This is a genomic window from Lampropedia hyalina DSM 16112 (assembly GCF_900129055.1).
Classification (GTDB): domain Bacteria; phylum Pseudomonadota; class Gammaproteobacteria; order Burkholderiales; family Burkholderiaceae_C; genus Lampropedia; species Lampropedia hyalina.
Genome location: NZ_FQUZ01000004.1, coordinates 60,645 through 75,554, shown reverse-complemented (window position 1 = coordinate 75,554; position 14,910 = coordinate 60,645). Strand labels below are relative to the sequence as shown.

The 14,910-nt window shown below is 58.0% G+C and carries 15 protein-coding genes, 1 tRNA gene and 1 other RNA gene; 7 read left to right on the top strand and 10 right to left on the bottom strand.

Features of this window, described 5'->3' with window-relative positions; translation table 11 throughout:
• Nucleotides 1-54: 54 nt before the first annotated feature.
• Entirely contained in the window at nucleotides 55-1,014 is a 960-nt protein-coding gene (gene ylqF, locus BUE21_RS02500; RefSeq protein ID WP_073354475.1) for a ribosome biogenesis GTPase YlqF, read from the top strand.
• A 96-nt stretch (nucleotides 1,015-1,110) separates the two neighbouring features.
• Nucleotides 1,111-1,186 (top strand) — tRNA-Thr (locus BUE21_RS02495).
• A 15-nt stretch (nucleotides 1,187-1,201) separates the two neighbouring features.
• Here the strand turns inward: BUE21_RS02495 and BUE21_RS14340 are convergent.
• On the bottom strand, nucleotides 1,202-1,627 hold the full coding sequence (locus tag BUE21_RS14340; protein WP_143164385.1) for a hypothetical protein: 426 nt from the start codon (nucleotides 1,625-1,627) through the stop codon (nucleotides 1,202-1,204).
• Between the two features lie 60 nt (nucleotides 1,628-1,687).
• Here BUE21_RS14340 and BUE21_RS14335 point away from each other — a divergent pair, with 60 nt between their 5' ends.
• Nucleotides 1,688-2,116, top strand: a complete 429-nt coding sequence (locus BUE21_RS14335) for a terminase gpP N-terminus-related DNA-binding protein (RefSeq protein ID WP_143164384.1) — start codon at nucleotides 1,688-1,690, stop codon at nucleotides 2,114-2,116.
• A gap of 54 nt (nucleotides 2,117-2,170) precedes the next feature.
• Here BUE21_RS14335 and BUE21_RS14780 read toward each other — a convergent pair whose 3' ends face one another.
• From BUE21_RS14780 to BUE21_RS14330, 4 genes are all read right to left on the bottom strand, one after another.
• Nucleotides 2,171-2,518, bottom strand: a complete 348-nt coding sequence (locus tag BUE21_RS14780; RefSeq protein WP_073354346.1) for a hypothetical protein — start codon at nucleotides 2,516-2,518, stop codon at nucleotides 2,171-2,173.
• Between the two features lie 90 nt (nucleotides 2,519-2,608).
• Nucleotides 2,609-4,984: a DEAD/DEAH box helicase gene (locus BUE21_RS02485; protein ID WP_073354343.1), complete on the bottom strand. Its 2,376-nt coding sequence runs from the start codon at nucleotides 4,982-4,984 to the stop codon at nucleotides 2,609-2,611.
• 4 nt (nucleotides 4,985-4,988) lie between these two features.
• Entirely contained in the window at nucleotides 4,989-6,857 is a 1,869-nt protein-coding gene (locus BUE21_RS02480) for a site-specific DNA-methyltransferase (RefSeq protein WP_073354340.1), read from the bottom strand.
• Entirely contained in the window at nucleotides 6,778-7,074 is a 297-nt protein-coding gene (locus BUE21_RS14330; protein ID WP_143164383.1) for a hypothetical protein, read from the bottom strand. The genes BUE21_RS02480 and BUE21_RS14330 overlap by 80 nt, the downstream gene beginning before the upstream one ends.
• 145 nt (nucleotides 7,075-7,219) lie before the next feature.
• Between BUE21_RS14330 and BUE21_RS02475 the strand changes: the two genes are divergently transcribed.
• Nucleotides 7,220-7,855 carry a DUF4126 domain-containing protein gene (locus tag BUE21_RS02475; protein WP_327068174.1) on the top strand — a complete coding sequence of 212 codons (636 nt, stop codon included), beginning with the start codon at nucleotides 7,220-7,222 and terminating at the stop codon, nucleotides 7,853-7,855.
• A 53-nt stretch (nucleotides 7,856-7,908) separates the two neighbouring features.
• An RNA gene (rnpB, locus tag BUE21_RS02470) (RNase P RNA component class A) lies at nucleotides 7,909-8,238 on the top strand.
• Nucleotides 8,239-8,259: 21 nt separating this feature from the next.
• Here the strand turns inward: rnpB and BUE21_RS02465 are convergent.
• The 5 genes from BUE21_RS02465 to BUE21_RS02445 all read right to left on the bottom strand — a co-directional run bounded on the left by BUE21_RS02465 (nucleotide 8,260) and on the right by BUE21_RS02445 (nucleotide 11,360).
• A complete protein-coding gene (locus tag BUE21_RS02465) occupies nucleotides 8,260-8,907 on the bottom strand; it encodes a hypothetical protein (protein WP_073354335.1) in 648 nt (215 codons plus the stop codon).
• Between the two features lie 62 nt (nucleotides 8,908-8,969).
• Nucleotides 8,970-9,407 carry a hypothetical protein gene (locus BUE21_RS02460; RefSeq protein WP_159435790.1) on the bottom strand — a complete coding sequence of 146 codons (438 nt, stop codon included), beginning with the start codon at nucleotides 9,405-9,407 and terminating at the stop codon, nucleotides 8,970-8,972.
• A 269-nt stretch (nucleotides 9,408-9,676) separates the two neighbouring features.
• Nucleotides 9,677-10,432 carry a PhnD/SsuA/transferrin family substrate-binding protein gene (locus BUE21_RS02455; RefSeq protein WP_073354473.1) on the bottom strand — a complete coding sequence of 252 codons (756 nt, stop codon included), beginning with the start codon at nucleotides 10,430-10,432 and terminating at the stop codon, nucleotides 9,677-9,679.
• Between the two features lie 28 nt (nucleotides 10,433-10,460).
• Nucleotides 10,461-10,964, bottom strand: coding sequence for a PAS domain-containing protein (locus BUE21_RS02450; RefSeq protein WP_073354330.1), 504 nt, complete (start codon nucleotides 10,962-10,964; stop codon nucleotides 10,461-10,463).
• A 33-nt stretch (nucleotides 10,965-10,997) separates the two neighbouring features.
• Entirely contained in the window at nucleotides 10,998-11,360 is a 363-nt protein-coding gene (locus tag BUE21_RS02445) for a roadblock/LC7 domain-containing protein (RefSeq protein ID WP_073354328.1), read from the bottom strand.
• A 282-nt stretch (nucleotides 11,361-11,642) separates the two neighbouring features.
• Here BUE21_RS02445 and BUE21_RS02440 point away from each other — a divergent pair, with 282 nt between their 5' ends.
• Both BUE21_RS02440 and BUE21_RS02435 read left to right on the top strand, forming a co-directional pair.
• Nucleotides 11,643-12,884 carry an efflux RND transporter periplasmic adaptor subunit gene (locus BUE21_RS02440; protein ID WP_073354325.1) on the top strand — a complete coding sequence of 414 codons (1,242 nt, stop codon included), beginning with the start codon at nucleotides 11,643-11,645 and terminating at the stop codon, nucleotides 12,882-12,884.
• Between the two features lie 4 nt (nucleotides 12,885-12,888).
• Nucleotides 12,889-14,901, top strand: a complete 2,013-nt coding sequence (locus BUE21_RS02435; protein ID WP_073354323.1) for a MacB family efflux pump subunit — start codon at nucleotides 12,889-12,891, stop codon at nucleotides 14,899-14,901.
• The last annotated feature ends 9 nt before the right edge of the window (nucleotides 14,902-14,910 follow it).

Genomic DNA, 14,910 nt, shown 5'->3' with positions numbered 1-14,910 from the left:
TTGGCTGCATTTGCGCCCGCCACCCCCTTCGCACCCACAGGAGAAAACACCCCCATGGCCATTCAATGGTTCCCCGGCCACATGCACCTCACGCGCAACGCCCTGGCCGAACGCGCCAAAAGCGTGGATGTCGTGATCGAAATGGTGGATGCCCGCCTGCCCGGCTCCAGTGCCAACCCCATGCTGCGTGAACTGCTCCAGCAAAAACCCAGCCTCAAGGTACTCAACAAAAGCGACCTGGCCGACCCTGAACGCACCCGCGCCTGGCAACAATGGTACGAGCAGAAAGACAATACCCGCGCCATCGCCCTCGACAGCCACCACACCGCCCCGGCCCGCGCCCTCATCGACGCCTGCCTGGCACTGCGCCCCACGCGCGGCAGCATGGACAAGCCCATGCGCGTGCTCATCTGCGGCATCCCCAACGTCGGCAAATCCACCCTCATCAACACCATGGTGGGCAAACGCGCCGCCAAGGCCGCCAACGAACCCGGCGTGACCCGCACCGAACAACGCTACACCCTGCAAGACGGCTTCTACCTGTTCGACACCCCCGGCGTGCTGTGGCCGCGCATCATCGTCGCACAAAGCGGCTACAACCTGGCCGCCGCTGGCTCCATAGGCCGCAACGCCTTCGACGACGAACTCGTCGCCCTGGAACTGCTGGCCTACCTGCAACAACACTACCGCCCGGAACTGCACCACCGCTACGCCATCACCGACGAGGCCGATGCCCTCCAAACCCTGCCCGACCACGAACTGCTGCAAGCCATTGGCCGCAAGCGCGGTGCCCTGCTGCCCGGCGGCCGCATCAACACCCAGAAAGCCGCCGAACTGGTATTGCAGGACTTTCGCAGTGCCACCCTGGGCCGCATCACCCTGGAAACCCCCGAAGAATTCGAGAACTGGCTGCTCACCGGCGAAAAACTCGATGCCGAACGCCAACTGCGCAAGGAAGAATACCAGCAGGAACGCCAGCAGAAATACCAGCGTCGCCCGAACAAACGCCGCTGATGCACCAGAGCCAACACCCCCAGAAAGCAGCATAACGGATTGAAAAATCCAGACAATCTCAAAAAACCTGGAAAAACCCGCTATAATTTCCGCTTCGCCGGTTTAGCTCAGTTGGTAGAGCACCCGCCTTGTAAGCGGTAGGTCGTCAGTTCGAATCCGACAACCGGCACCAAAAAACAAAGCCAAATCAATCCATTGCGGTTGATTTGGCTTTTTCTTTGCCTGCTGGTTTTGCGCAAAAAACAAGCCTTGTTGGTATGTTTTTTTCAGTGCTTTTCATTCCGCAGTATGACAAAATTTTGTCAAAGTTCAGTTGGAACAGTCTGGTGGCCTGCAGGATGCTTCTACTTCCGTAATCGGCCAATCTGAGAAGGGACTCCGGTGGCATGTGAACTATGACTGCAAAGGCAAGCGCCAAATCAGCATAACAACTAAGACAAACCACATAATAAAACTGCACTCCATCGGATAGCTCCGAATAGCATGCAACAGACGGCGCGGATTTCGCAAAAGAACTACAACAGCTTTCCACATGACTATTCCTTTCAAAGGCAGAATCAGGCTCTAGGCTTCCGCCTAACCACCCATGGTTGCAACCCGGTGAGGTCGCCATGCCTGTATTCTTCCCTTGATAGCGTCCCACGAAAATATCGGAATAAAAAGAAAGTCTCACATGGATGCTGAAAAGCCGAAAGCACCACGCCGAGTCGCACCATACGACGAACCAGCTATGCGCAAAAGAAACATACGTCTAACGGCAGAACAGCATGCGGAGCTGCTAGTCATCGGAGACGGAAACTTATCTCTAGGTGTTCGTCGAGTTATCGAAAGAGTGGCAGATTTGGAAAGAATCCTTCCAAAAGAAGGATGGGAAGAATTGCAGAAAAAATCACAGGCAAAGAAAACATCCAAAAAGGCAATAAAACCTCTCCCCGCCAAGCCTGTCGGACGTCCAGCCATAACGGACGAAACGATTAAAAAAGCCCAGGAGATGTACTCTCATGGAAGATCGATCAAGGAAATTACGGTCGCACTCCAAATTCACCAATCCACCATTTACAAGTATTTAGACGTCAGAAAGAAAAGTTCTGATCCTCCATAGCGGTTAAAGTGAATCGACTAGGATTTTGTAGTTAGTTTTCCGTTGGTTCTGCCGTCATTTGCTTTTCATCTTTGGAAAGTCTTCCAAGAAGCCGTGTCTTGACTCCCATTGAACTACCGCTTTGGGTCGAAACTTGTCATTGAATTTGACAGCCACCATCCATGGTGTTTTTGATTTGTTGATTTTCCATGATAGCAACCGCCACTGGAAAAAACCCGGCAATCGTATTTGCCAGTCACTCATCAGTACCAGTTCACATTGCACCACAGTCTGGTTGTGATCCACCAGTTCCAGCGTGCCGACACTTTCAGTCGCATGAGTCAAGTAATGCTCTGTCAAGAACTGCAACACCTCGGCTTTGTACTGTGTATCGTCGCTACCAGCCAAATGGTCGCCTTTCATTTCCAGTACCACCAGGCGATGCAATGGTGAATGGGCATCGTTTGAATTCTGTACTGCAAACACAAAGTCTGGGTAGATACGCTCGTTGCGTCACCCCTGAATGGCATAGTGTGAGCGTGCAGCGTTGCGATGCCACCATTGCAGGGCTTTTTCGCCATCCAGATAAACTGCAACCTGACTTTCTTCCCGATTGAATTCATTCACATAAAGCGGTGAAAAAAGACTTTTCTCCACCGGAACCCCATTGTCGTTGGCAAGCTGGGCCGCCCCTTTCGGCTCGAAAGTCACCTCTGCAAGCGGCATTTTCCAGTTGTGTCGATCTGTGCGCAGCCGGAACTGAATACCCCCCCTTCTGACCTTTTCCTTGAACAGGTTTTCGGCCATGCCATTGCGCTGTTTTGCCAGCCATTGGCGCAATCTCGCAATAAGAATCCCCGCGCTTCGTCCTAATTTCTCGTCAGAAAAACCGCATTGGCGCAATCCATTGACAAACTCCTCCACCAGCACGAAAGCCCACCACGGGTGCGCCATGATGTCCGAGATCATGCGCACCGCATGCACCGTGTCAAATGCCGTGCTTTCGGCCACTGCCCCCACGAGTTCAGCCACTACAGGCTTTTCTACATCGTCCGTCAAGACAATGCGCTGCATTTGCTGCTCGGCCACTTGCAGGTTGTCTGGTATTTCCTGCACCAGCGTGGCAACATCCAGCCCGCGCCAGTCCAGTGCCAGCAGAATGTCGTTTTCGTAGTCCAGTTCGCGCACGCCATCATCTGCCACATGCAGCACCATAGGCAGGTAGATTTCGGTATGGGCAAAGGCCGACCGACGCGGAATCAGTCTGACGTTGCGCCCACCATCCCCGCTGTTGCCACCTCCGCTGTCGGGCAGACGAATCTCCTGCACCAAATCTCCCATGCCGTCCTGCTCAAGCTGCTTCTTGATGGCCTCGGCCACTTCGCCAGACTTGGCGTGGTGCGTAAACACATAGCTTTCATCCAGCGCGGCAATACCGGTTTTTTCGGTATGTGGCTGACGCAGAATTCGACCAATAAGCTGGGTCATGGCACTCATGTTCTGGCTGGCAGCCAGTGCGCACAGTACATAGGCAAACGGACAGTCCCAGCCCTCCTGCAATGCCTGCTTGGTAATGATGGCCCGCACCCGGTTCAATGGCGAAAGCAGGTTCTGGTTCTCTGGCTCCTTCAAATCATTGGTTTCTGCGGTTTTGATGGCAATTTCCGCCTCCTCCAGCCCGCCCACGTTCATGAGCCACTCTTTGGCATCCAATGCGTGAATATGTTGGCCATCGCGCTGTTCCGCACCGGTGCGCTCCACCTGTACCAACAAAATAGGACGGATATAGCGTCCGGTATTGGATTGCAATGACACTGCCTGTTGCGCCAGCGTGTGGAGTTTTTCGAGGGCCGCCGCCAGCGTGTCCCGCCAGTCTGTGCCCGATAACGGGGTCACATTCATTGGCATTTTTATCATGCCTGCGTTATCCAGGTCTTTGCCGTACACCTCCACCAGCACATTGGCCGGACGCGCCACCAAAGGGTTCCTCCCTCCTCTGGCCGCCACATCCTTCGGTGTGGCCGTCAGCTCCAGCACAAAGCACGGATTGAAGCCATACAGGGTACTGTAGGCCAGCTCCGAAGTGGCTTTTTGCCCTTCATCCACGACCACGACCGGGCGAATGGTGCGCAGAGCATTGCCCAGCGAATCTTTCACCACGGGCCAGTGATAGGCCCCATCTGCCATGTCATACACGTTCAAATTGGGCGTTGCTGCCAACGCCCGCGCATGTGCCTGCTGGTCGCCTTCCGGCGGTGCAAAACCGTGCACATCGCCACGGTCACGAAACATCTTCAACGTGCTCTGGTTCTGGCGGTTGGAGGCTTGCAGCATCAGCAGCATGATGCACAACTTGCTGTCCACATCCGTCGCACTCAGCGGCGTGTCTTTCTCCATGATCTGCACGCGGTTGCCGCTCATCACATCCAGCATCTGACGGAACGGGTGCTGACGGTCACGCAACTGCCGCAACGTCTGTGTGTAAATGGCCTCGTTGGGCACCACCCACAGCACAAAGCCGGTATTGCGGCCCAGCCATTGATTGAAAATGCGCGGCAGTGCCGCCACGGCCAGAAACGTCTTGCCGCCACCGGTAGGCACTTTGAACACGACATTCGGCACCGTTTGTCCTGTGCCATCCGTGCGGGGCGAATAGTCCACCTGCATGCGAGATGCGGGCAATTTGCCCGCTGCCCGCAACTCATTCCACGTCAAGGATGCAAAGTCAGGCGCATGTTGCAACAGTGCGGGGTTATGGGTTTGCCTGGCTGCCAACTGCAATGCAGCCACAACAGCTTCGGTCGAAGCCTTTTGATGCGCCAGCACTTGCAGATATTCATCCAGCCGCTTCAATACCTTCTGCTGATAGTCCAGCTCACGCAATGCCATGCCATCAGCTCCTTTCTGCCCGATACAGTGCCCAAGGCAGTGGCGAATACTCCACCATCGACAGGCCAGCATCTCTGAGCACCTTTTGCGACACAAATCGTGCCGGGGCAAATACCAAATGCCTTTTACCATCGGCCTTGTCAGCCGTGGTGGCGGCAATCGCCTTGGCCTTGTCCAGCGTAAAGGCCGATTCAGGCGCATTCAAAAAAGCCAGCTCCGGTCGATAAATCAGCCAAACATGCCAGGCAGACGACTCGCCCAACTTGGCCAAACCATTGGCATCGGGTGTTTGAATCTGTGCGACCTCCAGCACCTCACTGGTGGCCGTGTGAAACAGCAGCGCACCCAATGCAGGGAACGAGGGCAAATCCTTGCCGCTCAGCAGTTTTTCCATTTCGATGGGCTGGCCCAGTGTACAGAAGGTGAAGCTGCCGCCCAGCCCATCCACTTTTTCTTGCACGGCCTTGACCCCTTCCACGGTCAGCACACCATCTTTGAGTTTCTTTTCGATCTTGTCGAAGCGGTATTTTTCCAGGTTTTCAATGCCGGCAATCTGGTCCAGCACGCCGCCGGATTCATGGGCCTTTTTCAAGTCGGTGAACGTCAGCGGCTGGCGCAGCAATTCCTCGCGCTGGTTGCCCTTGAAAGCATAGCCGTGGATGGCACGGCGCACCCGCTCGGCGGTCAGCGTATCCGCATAGTTCTCGCACTCCACCAGAATGAACTGGCGGTTGCCACCATCCTTGACATTGGCCGCCAGCACAGCATGGGCAGTGGTGGCGGAACCGGCGAAGCTGTCGAGGATGATGGAGTTTTCGTTGGTAGCAAGATCAATTACCCGCTGAACCAATTCAATTGGTTTTGGCGTTATGAAAAGCTCTTGCCCTGTAGCTGCACCAAGAATTTCTGATAGATATTGCTTAGCATTTCTTGTACTACCAACATCTTCCCAATTCCAAATTGTTTGAGCAACAACACCATCCTTCACTTCTGATAAAAATCTTTTAATTCCCGGTCTATTACCACCACCTTCTCCCCACCAAATCCTATTATCTGCATCAAGCTCATAAAACTTACTCTCACTTACTCGCCAATAGCTTCCAGCAGGTGGACCATCAATAACACTTCCTGATTTTGTTTTTATTGAGTATTGACCTTGTGCATAAAAATTTCGTGCAGCTAAATCACTGAGCAACCAAGGTCCTCGGGGGTCAGAGTCTGGATTTTTATAGCGTGCAAGCATTCCACTCGAACGCGGTAGAAGATTCATCTCCCATGATTTGAGATTTTTTGCATACACCAATAAATAGTCATGATCGACACTGAAAAATTCAGCTGTATTTTTCGGACTATCCATTTTGTGCCAAATGCAGCAGGCAACAAAATTCTGCTCCCCAAAAATTTCATCCAGCATCCCCCGCGCCCGATGCACTTCGTTGTCATCCAGCGTCATCCAGAAGCTGCCGGTTTCGGCCAACAGCTCATGCAGCAGCTTGAAGCGTGGCCACATCATGGCGCACCACTTGTCGTGCCGCAGCCCGTCTTCTATACCCACGGGGTTTTCTTTCAGCCAGGCTTGCAGCATCGGGCTATTGACGTTGTCGTTATAGGCCCAGCCTTCATTGCCAGTGTTGTACGGTGGGTCAATGAAAATGCAGTCCACCTTGCCGCCATACAGCGGCAACAGACTTTTGAGTGCGTGCAGGTTGTCACCGTGGATGATGAGGTTGCCATCCAGCCGCGCGGGCGGGGCCTGTCCGTCCGTCTCCAGTGGCAGTATGGATTTGCTGGCATCAGGAACCAATGGCCGATGCGGAATACTCAAGTGGTGGTTGTGAACAAATTCCTTGCCCTTGAATACGAACTCCGTCATGCCGCACACCTTGCTTTGTTGATTCTGAAAACTGGCATTCTGCCATGTGGCAATCGATACCTGGGCTACTTAAGAACGTGTTCATGATCCAAGGAAGGTCTGCGCCCACCTCTCCAGTCCCAGCATGACGCATTTCCTTGGCGGTTCGAACTTGGGCTTTTGCTTTCGCGGCAATCTGGCCCACAATACCCGGCATGGCGGCAAATACTCTTTTCACTTTACCCTCTCCTGCACTGGCAGCACAGGAGGTGGAGCGTGGGCTGGCTGAACGTGTGACAGAAGGCTGGCATCTGGCGGAATCTGCGCTGGCAGGCGATTCAGCGCGCCAACTGGGCGAGCAGGTCAGTGCCACGCTGGGCACGATGGACATGACCAGCCTGATCGCCCTGGCGGCTGCGCTCGGCTGGGCCAGTGGTTTGCGGCTGTATGCCGTGGTTTTCATCGTCGGGCTGATCGGGTATCTGGAGTGGGTCACTCTGCCCGGCGCATTGTCGGTGCTGCAAAGCCCGGTGGTGTTGTTCTTCAGCGGCATCCTGCTGTTTGCCGAATTTTTTGCCGACAAGATTCCCGGCCTGGATTCGGTATGGGATTTGCTGCAAAGCGTGATTCGGGTGCCCGCCGGAGCCGCGCTGGCCGCTTCGGTGTTCGGTGCAGACCATGCCTCGATGGCCCTGGTTGCCGCCCTGATGGGGGGCACACTGGCCGCCACCAGTCAGGTGGCCAAGACCACCGCCCGCGCAGCCATCAATACCTCGCCGGAGCCGCTCTCGAATGTCGGGGCCAGTCTGGTGGAAGACGGTGCCACCGTGGGCGCAATCTGGCTGGCACTGGTGCACCCGCTGGCGTTTGGCATTCTGCTGGTGATGGTGGTGCTGGGCATGTGGTTACTGACCTGGGTGATGTTCCGGTTTCTGCGGGCCGCCTGGCAGCGGCTGCGCAGGCTGTTCGGGGCATCAGGCCACACCGCAACGGTGGCAGCGGCAGAACCTGGGGATTGAGAACAGGTTCTTAGGCCGCAGGCAGTCTCCAAAACAGCGATAATGGCAGGCTTGAAGTTCGCCAGACTGTCGCTGGTGCAAGCGTGGAAACACCGCACTGGAGGAACGTCCGGACTGCACAGGGCAGCGTAGCAGGTAACACCTGCCCACCGCGAGGTGAGGATCAGAGCAACAGAGACGAGTCGCCGTGCCCACGGGCATGGCGGGTGAAACGGGCAATCTCTACGCGCAGCAATACCAAGAAGGCATACGGTGATCTGGCTCCGGGGAGTATGCGGGTAGGTAGCATTGAGCCGCTCGGGTGACCAGCGGCCCAGATTAATGGCAGTCACATGGTCGGCAACGGCCATGCACAGAATCCGGCGTACCGGCGGACTTCAATCTCTTTCCAAATCCCGCAGGGTTTATTCGCTGGCGGGCACGACAAAGCGGTGGGCGGCAATGCACACGCCCCATACCAGTTCGACGAATGCCTGGTTGTTAAGCAATGGCTCCTGCCCCAGCACCAGCCAGTATCCATTGCCATCGACCCAGAATGGCACGAACGACCATTCGGGAATGAGCATCAGTGGGTCGTTGAAGAAGGAGACATAGCGTCCTGCCACCGCAAAGCCTCGCTGGGCCTGGCGACCCGCAAAATCGGCATAGTCGGCAGCCGCTGCGCTGAGGGTTTCGGCCTCCTCCTCCGAGACACCGATCTGCCCCAGATTGAAACCACTTTCGGAAGCCAGTACGGCCTTGCGCTCGGCCGACAGCGGCGCGATGACATGCTGGATGAAATCGGCCAGTCGGGTATCCGGGGCCTCAATGGGGCGCGCCAGCAATTGCACCCAATGCTGCTGCTGGGCCTGCTCCAGCAATTCGGGGGAGCCGCCGGCCTGCTCGCCCAGCCACTGCGCCACGGTGAGGGAGCGATCAGCGCGCAGCAGGGTTTGCAGTGCCTGCTGCGAGGCATCGGGTTCGGCCGCAGAAAAAACCGACAACGCTCCCAACGGGGTGAGAGATATCCACTGATCGGCAACCGAAGAGCTGGCAGAGGAGGGTGAGTTCATAGGTGGGACATTCACAACTGCGTTTTTGAAGTGCGTACAGGATACAGGAGGTGTCTGTCGTATCAGGCACGCAAGCCGGGTTCGTGCAGGTTTTCGAGCTTTTCAGCGACTGCCAGCCATGAAGCAGGCAACTCCGAGAACACTCCATGCCGCAGAAGTTCGCGGCGCGCCAGCATGAACGCCAGTTTGTCATGGCAGGCACTGCAATGGGACAGAAAATTGGCTTCGATGTCCTGGGCATCGTCAGCTCCCTGCTGGAGCGCGTGAACCAGTTCCTGCGCCATGCGCTTGGCATCGTCGCTGCTGGCGCGGCGTGCCCGGGCGGGCAACTCCGCAGAGACTGTGGTCAGGATGCTCCAGCGGGTGGCCAGCGGATGCAGGTGCTGCATGGCCTGCGCCTGCTGTGCCAGTTGTCGGAACGATTGCGCCACATGGGGCGGCAGGCGTGGCCAAACCTGAGCAAATACCGGCTGCGCCAGCAAGGCAGCCGTAGGCGGCACTGCATGGAAAAAATCAGCCAGTGCCCCTTGCAAAGGTTCTGTTCCCCGCATTCCGAGACTGGCTGCCAGTCGCTTCAAATGGGTACCGGGGTCTGTTGGCTGGGCCAGCAATTGACGCGAACAGCGTCTAAACTGCTGGCGGGCAGCCCATTGCACGGATTCGGGCATCAATGAATTGACCATACAGAACTTTCAGCTACTGGCAGCCATGCCAGCGTTCACGGTGGAGGAAAAGGCCAGATCAGGCATGGCCCTTGCCCCGCAGTATTTCAATTGACCAGTGTTTCCATCAGGTCGATCATGAATTCGGCATCTTCCTGCTCCATGGCAACAAAGCCGCTGGGCATTCCCAGTGCATCCAGCACATCGCTGTCGCTGCTTTGGCTGCCAATGTCCAGCAGCACGCTGCGCAACTGCGCCAGTTCCTGGGCATAGATGGGATTGGCCAGGAAGACGTGGGAGATGTCGTGCAGCATGCTCTCGACCCGGATCTTCAATTGGCTTTTCGCCAGCTTCGACATGGAGTGGTAGGCATGGGCCAGGAACAATCCAGCCTGGGCCTCGCCCTTGATGAGCAGGCGCGCCACGCCCTGATAGCTCTCGACCGATACCAACTCGATATTGTCTTCCGACAGGTCGGCAGGCTCGAGCAGGCGCAGGCTGATGAGTTTGACATCGCCATTCGAGGTCAGGGCAATCTGGCAGCCGGGAGGCAGATCCTCGACGACGTTGTAGGTGGCATCGGCCTTGGCGGCGATCACCACTTCGTCGGAACTGCTGGCAGGCTTGGCAAAGGCAATATAGCCATTTTCGCGCACGAGCTGCGCCGCATCGAAGGGGTTGGCATAGACGATGTCGATGTTCTCGGTTTCGAGCATCTGGCGTTGCTCTTTGAGATCACCGGGCATCAGCAGGCGCAGGCGCAGGCCGGAGCGGCGTTGCACCAGGGTGTTGAGCAGATGCCAGCCCGCATAATTGGCGGGCGGGAAGTCGGCTGCGATCAGGAAATTCAAGGGCTTGGTCATGGCTTCGCTCCTGCTGTGTAGGCCGGGGCTATTGTCCTTGGCGGACACGCTCTTCATCCAGCAACTTCTGGTACACAGGGATCAGTTCGTTGATTTTGGTACGGGAGGGCTTGCGGCGCACGGAAGTATAGCCTTCCACTATCCCGTGCCGTATGTTGGGAACCACCGTGGCATAAACCCAGTAGTAGGCACCGTCCTTGCGCAGGTTCTTGACGTAGCCATGCCATTTCTTGCGGGCATGGCAATCGTCCCACAGGCCCTGGAACGCAATGGCGGGCATTTCAGGATGGCGCAGGATGTAATGCGGTGCACCCAGCAATTCTTCCTGGGTATAGGCACTCATTTCCACAAAGGCATCGTTGGCGTGGGTAATGATGCCGTCGCGGTCGGTGCGCGAGACGATCAGGCGGCCCTCTGGAAATGGCACCTCATGCTCGGTCCAGTAAATCTGCCGACTGGTGCCATCGTAGTAGGTTTGCCGTTTTTCGCGGTAGGAACCCGAAGCGGGTGCGGTCATGTCCAGTAAACGCATGCAATGCCTTTCTTGTAGCGGCAGGCAGTCCCATCAGACCAGCTTGGAGAGCGACTGGGCCGCCCGCTTGATGTCCAGGAACAGCAGTCCCAGCTTGGCATTGGTCTTGGCGGTGACGGTCAGTACGGCCTCTGTGCCAGCGGCAGTCATGATGATGTAGCCATCCTTGCCCTGTACCAGCACCCGCTCCAGACTGCCACGCCCCAACTCCCGGGTGGCACGCTCGCCCAGGGACAGCAATGCCGCCGACATGGCACCAATGCGGTCTTCGTCCATGTTCTTGGGCAATGCCGAGGCGATCATCAGGCCATCGACGGAGATAAGGGCCGAAGCCTCAATGTCGGCAGTGGAGCCGTTCAAGTCTTCCAAGACTTTCTGAAAAGTTTCTGTACGCATAACAGCCGAGCCTCCTGCGGCAATTGCAATCGACAACAAATATCAAGAAATGTAAACCAAAATCCGCACGATCCCAAGGCAATTGCACCAAACAGCGGTGTTGGCCTTGATTTTTGTCACAGGCCCGGATGCTGGTATGCCAGCCCGCCGGGTGTTTTTTACACAGGCTTTACAGGGTTTTCATGAGGCTTCATGAAATGCGGGAACAATCGCTTCCTGAGATTCACCAAAGTGCCTGCTCTTTTCCAACGGTTCCCCCGGCCCTCTTGCCCACTGATTTCCATGCAGAAAAAAAACCGAAAACGCCTTTTCTATGTCCTGTTGCTGCTGGTGCTGGTTGGCGCGGGCTATGCCGCGTACACCTACTGGCTCAAGCCCGAACCCATCGTGAATTACGCATCGGCTCCCGTGGTACGGGGCGACATCGAGAACACGGTGCTGGCCAGCGGTACGCTGGAGGCATCCCAGCAGGTGGCGGTGGGCGCACAGGTGTCCGGGCAGGTCAAGCACCTGGCCGTGGAGCTGGGGCAGAACGTGAAGGCGGGCGATCTGATTGCCGAGATCGATTCGCTCACCCAGCAGAATGCCCTGCGCAATGCCGAAGCTGCCCTGACCACCAACCGGGCGCAGTTGCGCTCGCAGCAGGCCAGTCTGGCCCAGGCCAAGCTGGCCTTTGAACGCCAGAAGCAGTTGCGCGCTGCCGATGCCAGCTCCCGCGCCGAATACGAGGCTGCCGAGGCAAGCTACAAGGTGGCTCTGGCGAACATCGAATCGCAGAAAGCGCAGATTGCCCAGGCCGAGATCAGTGCCGACACTGCACGACTGAATCTGGGCTATACCCGCATCACCGCGCCGATGGATGGGCAGGTGGTGGCCATTGTCACCAAGGAAGGCCAGACGGTGAACGCCAACCAGTCGGCCCCGACCATCATCATCCTGGCGCAACTGGACACCATGACCATCAAGGCGCAGATTTCGGAAGCGGACGTGACCAAGGTCACACCCGGCCTGCCGGTGTTCTTCACGATTCTGGGCGAGCCGGATCGCCGCTACGAAGCCAGCCTGCGCACCATCGAACCCGCGCCCGAATCCATCTCCAGCACCACGACCAGCTCCAGCAGCAGTGCCAGCACCACCAGCGCGGTGTACTACAACGGCCTGTTCGACGTGCCCAACCCGGATGGCAAGCTGCGTATTTCCATGACGGCACAGGTGTACATCGTGCGCGACCATGCCCAGGGGGTGCTGACCATTCCGGCGGCGGCCCTTGGACGGCGCGGCCCTGACGGACAGTACATGGTGCGCGTGCTCAATGCCGAAGGCCAGCCCGAACCCCGGCGCGTTTCGGTGGGCCTGAACAACAATATCACCGCTGAAGTGACCGAAGGACTGAGCGAGGGCGATCGTGTGGTGGTGGCCGATGCAGCGGCCAGTGGCAATGCGTCCGGCAATCCCGGCGGCCCTCCAGGCTCGAACCGACGCACACCGGGCGGGCCGGGCAGTCACGGTGGACTGAGGTTGTGATGCCATGCAGGGTCACAACACCTCCCCCACCCGCACCGGTGCAGCCCCTTTGCTGCAAGTGCGCAACCTCTGGCGCGAGTTCCCGGCAGGCGATGACACCATTGCCGTACTCAAGGACATCAACCTGAGCATTCATGCCGGGGAGATGGTGGCCATCGTCGGCCAGTCCGGTTCGGGCAAATCGACGCTGATGAACATTCTCGGCTGTCTGGACAAGCCCACGCGGGGCAGCTACCAGGTGGCAGGCAGCGAGACCGGCCATCTGGAAGCAGACGAACTGGCGCGGTTGCGCCGCGAATACTTCGGCTTCATCTTCCAGCGTTACCACCTGCTGTCGGATCTGACGGCGCAAGGCAACGTGGAAGTGCCCGCCATCTATGCGGGCCGGCAGGAAGCCCAGCGCAACGCGCGTTCCGCGCAGTTGCTGCAACGCCTGGGCCTGGGTGAGCGCATGGGCCACACGCCCGGCAAGCTCTCGGGCGGGCAGCAGCAGCGTGTCTCGATTGCGCGTGCGCTGATGAACGGCGGGCAGGTGATTCTGGCCGACGAACCCACCGGCGCACTGGACTCGGCCTCCGGGGCCGAAGTGATGAAGATTCTGGGCGAGTTGCACGCCGAAGGCCATACCGTGATTCTGGTCACGCACGACATGAAGGTGGCGGAACATGCCGACCGCATCATCGAGCTGCACGATGGCCAGATCGTCGATGACCGGCGCAAGGCTGTGGCCCCCGATGCCACGTCCAGCCAGATCGCCACTGGCAAACAGAAAACGATTGCCCACCAGGCCACCAACGAAGGGCTGGGCGCGTTCCTGGGGCGGTTCTCCGAAGCCTTCCACATGGCCCTGCTGGCCATGAACGCGCACAAGCTGCGCACCTTCCTGACCATGCTCGGCATCATCATCGGCATTGCCTCGGTGGTGTCTGTGGTCGCGCTGGGCGAGGGTTCGCGCCAGCAGGTGCTGAAGAACATCAGCAGCATCGGCACCAACACCATCGACATCCGCCCCGGCACCGGCTTTGGCGACCGCACCGCCAACCGCATCCGCACGCTGGTGGCCAGCGATGCCGACGCACTCGCCCAGCAAAGCTATGTGGACAGCGTCACCCCCAGCGTGAACAGCAACGCCACGATCCGCTACGGCAACACCGAAGCCAGCGGCAGCATTCAGGGCGTGGGCGAGCAGTTCTTCCAGGTCAAGGGCATGGGCCTGGCCTCGGGCGCGCTGTTCGACCGCGCAGCGGTGCAGGAGCGCAGGCAGGTGGCGGTGATCGACGAAAACGCCCGCAAGACCTTCTTTGGCGAGAGCAGCACCAATCCCATCGGGCAAGTGGTGTTCCTGGGCAGCGTGCCGGTGCAGATCATCGGTGTGCTGCAAGCGCAGGAAGTGGCGTTCGGCCCGAACCGCGACTCCGTCACCATCTATGTGCCCTACACCACGGTGATGAGCCGCATCTCTGGCCAGAACTACGTCAGCAGCATCACCGTGCGCGTCAGCGACAGTGCCTCCAACAGCGCGGCAGAGAACGGCATCACCCAGCTTCTGACCCAGCGGCACGGACGGCAGGACTTTTTTCTGATGAACTCGGACACCATCCGCCAGACCATCGAGAGCACCACCCGCACGATGACGCTGCTGATTTCGTCCATCGCCATCATCTCGCTGCTGGTGGGCGGCATTGGCGTGATGAACATCATGCTGGTGTCGGTGACGGAGCGCACCGGCGAGATCGGCGTGCGCATGGCCGTGGGCGCGCGCCAGAGCGACATCCAGCAGCAGTTCCTGATCGAAGCCGTGCTGGTCTGCCTGCTGGGCGGCATCATCGGCATCGGCATCGCGCTGGGCTTTGGCGCGCTGTTTGCCCGCTTCAGCAGCGATTTCACACTCGCGTTCTCGGCCAACTCCATGATGGCGGCGGTGGCCTGTGCCTCGCTGATCGGCATCGTGTTCGGCTACCTGCCCGCCCGCAGTGCCGCACGGCTCAACCCCATCGAAGCCCTCTCGCGCGATTGAGCCATTCAC